This is a genomic window from Sphingomonas sp. 10B4, assembly GCF_035019905.1.
GTDB classification, from domain to species: domain Bacteria; phylum Pseudomonadota; class Alphaproteobacteria; order Sphingomonadales; family Sphingomonadaceae; genus Sphingomonas; species Sphingomonas glacialis.
This window is the reverse complement of the sequence record NZ_JASJVC010000041.1, coordinates 24801-31662: the sequence shown is the minus strand read 5'-3', so window position 1 is coordinate 31662 and position 6862 is coordinate 24801. Positions and strand designations below refer to the sequence as shown.

General features: G+C 61.2%; 5 protein-coding genes and 1 pseudogene. All 6 read left to right on the top strand.

Annotated elements, in window-relative coordinates; translation table 11 throughout:
* Positions 1–448: 448 nt before the first annotated feature.
* The 6 genes and pseudogenes from QN347_RS12845 to QN347_RS12820 all read left to right on the top strand — a co-directional run bounded on the left by QN347_RS12845 (position 449) and on the right by QN347_RS12820 (position 6860).
* The gene (locus QN347_RS12845; protein WP_322162835.1) at positions 449–1831 is read left to right on the top strand and encodes an AMP-binding protein; all 1383 of its coding nucleotides are present in this window, start codon (positions 449–451) and stop codon (positions 1829–1831) included.
* Positions 1832–2506, top strand: a complete 675-nt coding sequence (locus QN347_RS12840) for a non-ribosomal peptide synthetase (RefSeq protein WP_322162833.1) — start codon at positions 1832–1834, stop codon at positions 2504–2506.
* Positions 2503–3585 carry a MupA/Atu3671 family FMN-dependent luciferase-like monooxygenase gene (locus QN347_RS12835; RefSeq protein WP_322162831.1) on the top strand — a complete coding sequence of 361 codons (1083 nt, stop codon included), beginning with the start codon at positions 2503–2505 and terminating at the stop codon, positions 3583–3585. The genes QN347_RS12840 and QN347_RS12835 overlap by 4 nt, the downstream gene beginning before the upstream one ends.
* Entirely contained in the window at positions 3579–4727 is a 1149-nt protein-coding gene (locus QN347_RS12830) for a type III polyketide synthase (protein WP_322162829.1), read from the top strand. The genes QN347_RS12835 and QN347_RS12830 overlap by 7 nt, the downstream gene beginning before the upstream one ends.
* 5 nt (positions 4728–4732) lie before the next feature.
* Positions 4733–6580 (top strand): annotated as a pseudogene (locus QN347_RS12825) (isoprenylcysteine carboxylmethyltransferase family protein).
* Entirely contained in the window at positions 6573–6860 is a 288-nt protein-coding gene (locus tag QN347_RS12820; protein ID WP_189675276.1) for a 4Fe-4S dicluster domain-containing protein, read from the top strand. The pseudogene QN347_RS12825 and the gene QN347_RS12820 overlap by 8 nt, the downstream one beginning before the upstream one ends.
* Positions 6861–6862: the final 2 nt, after the last annotated feature.

The window sequence follows — 6862 nt, the reverse complement described above, 5'->3', positions numbered from 1 at the left end:
GCTTCCGGACCACAACGCAACCTCTTTTCCGGCTCCTCAATGAGTCAGGCTATACCTACATTGATTACCCAGAATTATTGCTCATCAATCAGAATATGCATATGCTTCTTTCAATTACTACGAACGATCAAATACATTTATTTCAATTATACAAATTTATAAATTGTATTTGATGTAAACCCATATTTATGAATCTCTATTGCCGTAATCTATTTAGTCGGGAGGGGGTATGAAGAAATCTTATATTTCTACGGCGTTCCGTAATTATAGTACTCGGCCCGACATTCCCGAAAATTGGGATACCTTCTGCTCCATCACCGAGGCGGTGGATCGCCGCAGGCAACATAACATCGAATTGCGGCGCGCGCGTCGCCAGACGTTACCAGAAATTTTGGCAAACCGTCGCGATCGGCGGGTTCGCTAGCAACGCTAACGCGATGCAGACGTGATGCGCACCGCCATCATTCCTGCACCGTCGCTGTCGACGCCCGCTAGGGGTGTCACGGTTGCACAGACCATCCTCGAGCGGTTGAGGACCCACGCGGAAGAGCGGCCGGATACGCGCGCCTTCGTCCATTTGCAGGATGGTCAGGTGGCTGGCGCGCTGTCCTATGGAGCGCTCCGCTCGCGTGCTCGATCCATCGGCGCCGGTCTCCGGTCGATTGGCGTACGGCACGGCGAGCGGGTTGTTCTGCTCTTTCCCTCCAGCCTAGATTTCATCGCCAGCTTTCTGGCTTGCCAGTGGATAGGCGCGATCCCGGTTCCCGCTTATCCGCCGCAACGCGATGCTTTGACCGCTCGGCGCATCATCACGCATTGCGCGGCGTCGTGGGTGCTGGCCAGCACGGCGGTGCACCACCGAATCGTCTCCAAATTCGGGGGGCTTTCGCTATCGCCAGACCGGCTCGTCGCCGTCGATACAGATTTCGGCGCCGATGTCGGGGAATGGGTCGCGACACCACACGAAATCGCGCTGCTGCAATATACGTCGGGATCGACCAGCGCGCCAAAGGGCGTGGTCCTGACCCATGCGAACCTGCTGGCCAATGTCGCGGCCATCACCAGCCATATGGGTGCAACTTCCGGCGAAACAGCCGTCAGCTGGCTGCCCATGTACCATGACATGGGCTTAATCGGCATGGTATTGGGATCGCTGTATTCCGGCGTTACCCTATACTTCATGGCGCCGACCGAGTTCGTGCGCAATCCGGCCCGTTGGCTTCAGGCCATCGTCGACACGAAAGCGCGCTATAGCGGCGGGCCGAATTTCGCCTATCAACATTGCGTTGACCGAATTGGCCCAGCCGTGATCGCCGATCTCGACCTGTCGGGATGGCGCGTCGCGACCAACGGGGCGGAGCCGGTCAGGAGCGCGGTCCTCGAAGCCTTTTGCGAGAAATTCGCGGAGTGCGGGTTCAGCCGCAAGGCGTTCCTCCCCTGTTACGGCCTCGCCGAAAGCGCGTTGATGGTAACGGGTGTGCCGGTGCAAGATCAGGCAGCGGTCCGTTACGTCGACAAGACCGGCCTCAAACACGGGCGCGTGGTGTTTAGGACGCGCAGCGCCGCTGGAATTCAGCCCTTTGTGAGCTGTGGCAGCGTTATCTCGGGGCATGATCTGGTGATCGCCGATCCGGCGACGGGAGAGCGATTGCCGCAGAACCGCTGCGGGGAAATCTGGGTGTCGGGACCGAGCGTCACACCGGGCTATTGGGTCGCGAATACTGCAGACGCGCCCGACCAGCCCCAGCCGTTCGCCATGCTGGACAACCACGACGGCGAACCCAAGCGCTATCTGCGGACTGGAGACCTCGGCTTCGTCTCGGATGGGTAGTTGTTCGTCACCGGGCGCATCAAGGACCTGATCATCGTGCGCGGGCTGAATTATCATCCGCAGGATCTGGAAGAAGCCGCGTGGCGCTCCCATCCCGCGATCGAGCCAAGCGGTGTTATCGCCTTCCAAGCTGAGCCGTCCAACCCGCTGGATATTATTCTTATTGCCGAAATCCGGCGCGAAATGCTGAGCAAAATAGACTCGGCAGACATTGTCGCCGCGATGCGCAGCGCGCTTTCGTCTGAATTCCAGCTTGCCGGTATTGCGGTCGGACTGGTCCGGCCCCGCGCGCTGCCCCGGACAAGCAGCGGCAAGGTTCAACGGTCGCGCGCAAGAGACATGCACGCCGACGGCGAATTCGATTGCCTGACCTTTGATGACCGTTTGGCACTTCCTGGTACGACGACCGAACTTCTGTCGGCAGATGCAGACGCGGCGATACACCCCCGGTCAGAAACCGAGGCGTGGCTGCTCGAATTGGTGGCGCGCAATCTCAAGATCGACCGGGATCTGGTGCGGTGCGACACGCCGATTATCGACATGGGGATCGATTCGCTTTCGCAGCTGCAATTGACCCACGAAATCAGCGCAAAATTCGGGGTCGAAATTGAGGTCGAGCATTATTTCGACGGCGTCTCTATCCGGGGCGTCGGACAGTTGATCGAAAACGCGTGAGCAGCGGCACGACCATGCGGTTCAGCCTCATGTTCTTCGCCAGCGATGGCGTCAAAAGTCCCGACGGGATTTACAGCTTTCTGATGGACGCCTGCCGCCTGGCCGATCAGCAAGGGCTCTTGGCCGTCTGGTTGCCGGAACGCCATTTTCACCGCTTTGGCGGCGCTTTCCCGAACCCGGCGGTGGTCGGCGCGGCAGTGGCGGCGGTCACCAGCCGGCTGCGCATTCGTGCGGGCAGCGTCATTCTGCCGCTCAACGATCCGATCCGGATCGCCGAGGAATGGGCGGTTGTCGACAATCTGTCCGACGGGCGAGTCGATCTCGGGTTCGGCCAGGGCTGGAACCCGAACGATTTCGTTTTGATGCCAGACGCCTTTACCGGCCGCCTGGCAAATTTGCACGACGGGATCGAAACCGTTTCGTCGCTTTGGGCGGGAACCCCGCAAACGCGCCGCAACGGTATCGGTGGGGTGGCCGAGGTCCGAACTTTTCCCAGGCCGGTACAGGATGGTTTCGGGCTCTGGCTGACATGCTCGGGGTCGATCGACCGCTTTCGACAAGCCGGCGAGATGGGCGCCAACGTCCTGACCGCGCTGCTGTTTCAAACCATAGCCGAGCTGGCCGAAAAAATCACCTGCTACCGCGAGGCACGCGAGAAAGCCGGGCATGACGGGCGTGGGCAGGTCACGCTGATGTTGCATACCTATGTCGGCGAGAGCCGGGAGGGTGTGCGTCGCGCCGTCCGTCAGCCGCTGCTCGGGTATCTGCGCGACTCGACCGATTTGTGGAAACAGCAATTTCCGGCATTTGACGAACTGAGCGATGCCGATCGCGACCGAGTCATCGAATTCGCCTTCGAACGCTATGTGCGGACGCACTCGCTGTGTGGAACTCCGCAGGAGTGCGCCGACCGCGCCGACGCGCTCCGCGCGATCGGCGTGACGGAGATTGCATGTCTGGTGGATTTTGGCGTGCCAACCGACGCCGCCTTAGCCGGGATCAGCCGCATCGCCGCCGTGCAGAACCACCTCCTGGATCAAGCAGATACGTCCCCACCCGAGGAGGTTCTTTCATGCTGAAGCCGCCCACCCGTCCTAAGGCGCATATCGTCGCGTCCGCCAGTTCTCTACCAGCGACCTATTACACTCAGGCGGAGCTCGCTGGGACGATCGTGGCGTTCCTCGACAAGCACAATCTCGATTTCTCACGGCAGCTTGTCGCAAGTCTTTTTGCCAACGTGCGCGTCGACGGACGGCATTTTGAATTCAGTGTCAGCAATTTCTGCGCGCCGCCAACCATCGCGCATTCGGCCGCTAGCGCAGTCGAGGCGTGCGTGGCCCATTCCGAGACGAACGTCCGCACATTGCTGGCCGATACCGGACTTTGCCCGCGCGACATTGCGCTGATCGCTTCCGTCACCCTGACGCCCGCGGTCCCCAGCATTGAAGCCCGGCTGATGAACCGGATCGATTTCGGAAGAAGCACGCGACGGATGCCGCTAGCTGGCCTTGGGTGCATGGCGGGAGTTGCCGGCATCAATCGCGTGGCAGACTATCTCGCGGGTCATCCCGACGAGGCGGCGATCCTGATATCTTGCGAACTGTCATCCGGCCTCTGGCAGGGTTCGGTTCAAGCGGATCTTCAAAAGATGATTACGCGCCTCGAAGGCGAGCCTCATCTCTATGGCGAAATCGTCATGGCGATTGTCACGGCGGCGCTGTTTGGTGACGGGTCGGGTGCAGTGATGCTGGTGGGGGACGAACATCCACTGGCCGACCGGGCCGTGCTGTCCGTTATCGACAACCGCTCAAACTGGGTGCCGGATACGGCGCACATCATGGGGCTGGACTATATCGACGAAGGCATGCGCAACATCCTGCGGCCCGAGGTCAAGACCTTTATCGGGGAGGCGTTGGCGGATGTCATCCTGCCGATGCTGGCTGAATCCAATCTGGCCGTCGCAGATATCGACCATTGGACGCTTCACCCCGGCGGTCCCAAAATCATGGACGCCGCAGAACACGCGTTCAAGCTGTCGGAAGCGATGATGCGCCCGAGCCGCGATATCCTTCGGGACTTGGGCAACATCTCTTCGGCTACCGTATTGGTCATGCTGGATCGCATAATGCGCGGCGGCGACCGACCCACCAACCTCAACGGGCTGCTCGTCGCGATGGGTCCGGGATTCTCGCAAGAAGCCACGCTAGTCCACTGGCACTGACCGCCATGGCGCCGCTTGCCCTGTTCGACGTCGTGGTTGCAGTGACGGCGGCCCAGCTCATCGGGTTGGCAGTGTATAGCCGACATAATGTCGTGCGTCGGCTGGCGCACGGCGCGGTCAATGTCGATGCTAGCGGGATCGGCCAGGCCAACATTGCGCTCAGGTGCGGCTGGATCGTCGCGATGCTCGCGGAAGTGCACTGGCTGAACCGCGCCTTTGATCGCTCGATCGGCCGTGTAGCGATCTGCCTGGCCTTGATCGCGCTCTGCCTGCGCGTTTTGGCGATGGTCCGCCTCGGGTCGCGCTGGACGTTGCCGACGATCGTGAAGCCAGGCGAGGCAGCGGAGACCGGCGGCATCTATGCGGTGGTGCGCCATCCCAACTGGCTCGGCGTGATGATCGAGATTGCGGCCGTCCCGATGATCCATGGCGCGTGGATGACGGCGCTGGCGTTTGGCGTGCTGGAGGCAATCCTCCTTTCTGGACGGCGCGCGGTCGAAGAATCGGCGCTCGCCGGCGCGCGGGTCGCGCGCGCCGACCTCCACAGTCCCGAGACCGAGCGACATGTGGCTATCGTCGGGGCGGGTGCCGCCGGGCTGGCCGCCGCCAAGGCGCTGCTGGATGCCAATGTGGCGATCACCGTATTCGAACGGCGGCCGGATATTGGCGGGTTGTGGCACGCCGACAGTGGCAGCGGCGTCGCGCGCAACACGCACCTTGTTTCGCCCAAATCGGCACAGGCTTTTTCGGATCGGCCGATGCCCGACGCCTTTCCGACCTATCCGCGCCACGATCTCGTACTGTCCTATCTGCAAGACTATGCGGAATCGTGCGGCTTGCGCGATCATGTCCAGTGCGGACGCGCGCTTGAAAGCGCACGCCGCGACGCGGGCGGCTAGCAACTGCATTTTACCGACGGCACGCAAGACCGGTTCAGCCATTTGATCGTCGCCAGCGGCCACCACGACACCCCGCGGATGCCGGACCTCAAAGGCCCGTTTGCCGGGCGAATTCTCCATTCGAAAGACTATACCGGCCCCGAAACGGTCGCCGGGAAGCGCGTGCTGGTGATCGGCGCGGGCCAATCCGCCATGGATGTGCTGTGCGAGGCTGCGGCGGTCGCGAAAGCCGTCTACCATAGCACGCGCCGCAGCTTCATTTGCACACCCCGGTTTTTCATAGGTCACCCTACCGAAGCGATGATGGAATCGCCGCCGCCATTGATCGGTGCGCTGCTGGCGCGCTTACCATTGACCAGCATGTTTCGAATGATCGCGCTGATGTCCGAAACGGTGCTTCGCGTTTCCGGCGCAACAAATGCCAAATTAGGGATCCCACCGTACACAATAGATGACAGCCCGCCACCGCCCACCATGGATCAGCGAGTCTATACCTTCTACGCGATCGGCGACATCATCCATCGCGGGCCGGTGGCGGCGCTTGATGACGAATACGTCACCTTTGCAGATGGAAACCGCGATGCCATCGACTTGATCGTGTGCAGTACCGGGTATCGCGCCGATTTCCCATTCCTCGATCCCAAGCATCAGCCGAATGACCCGGAGCGTAAAAGCGCGCTGCGGCGGCAGATCTTCCATCGAGATGAACCGACGCTCTTCTTCGTTGGATTGATCCATCCCATCGGCGCGCACTGGCGCGTCTTCGAGTGGCAGGCGCAGTTGATTGCGACATACCTGACCGCCAGCAAGGCACGCCGCACAGCGTTCGATCTCCTGTCCAAGGGTGGCTATCGTCTCGACCGTGACTCCAGCAGCAAGGATGTGTTGATGGTTAACAAACTGGCTTATCGCCGCGTTTTAGAGGCCGAACGGCGGGGGTTGGTCCATGACTGACCCGAACGCGGACCCAAGCGCGCACCGGCCGATCATCGACCGCAACCGCTGCGAAGGCAAAGCCGCCTGCGTGCCTGCATGCCCATGGGACGCACTTGTGGTGGCGCCGCTGCCCAAGGTCGAACGGCAAGGGCTTTCGCTGCGGGGAATCCTAAAGGGCTATGCCCATGGCTGGCAACAGGCCGTGCTGGTCGATCCGTCCGCCTGCCGCGGCTGCCGGATGTGCGAAGCCGTCTGCCCGGAACAGGCGATCTATTTCTTGTCCGATGGAGGGCGATAACG

Coding starts and splice junctions, on each gene's coding strand:
- QN347_RS12845 (WP_322162835.1), top strand. CDS start 449: ATGCGCACCGCCATCATTCCTGCACCGTCGCTGTCGACGCCCGCTAGG.
- QN347_RS12830 (WP_322162829.1), top strand. CDS start 3,579: ATGCTGAAGCCGCCCACCCGTCCTAAGGCGCATATCGTCGCGTCCGCC.
- QN347_RS12820 (WP_189675276.1), top strand. CDS start 6,573: ATGACTGACCCGAACGCGGACCCAAGCGCGCACCGGCCGATCATCGAC.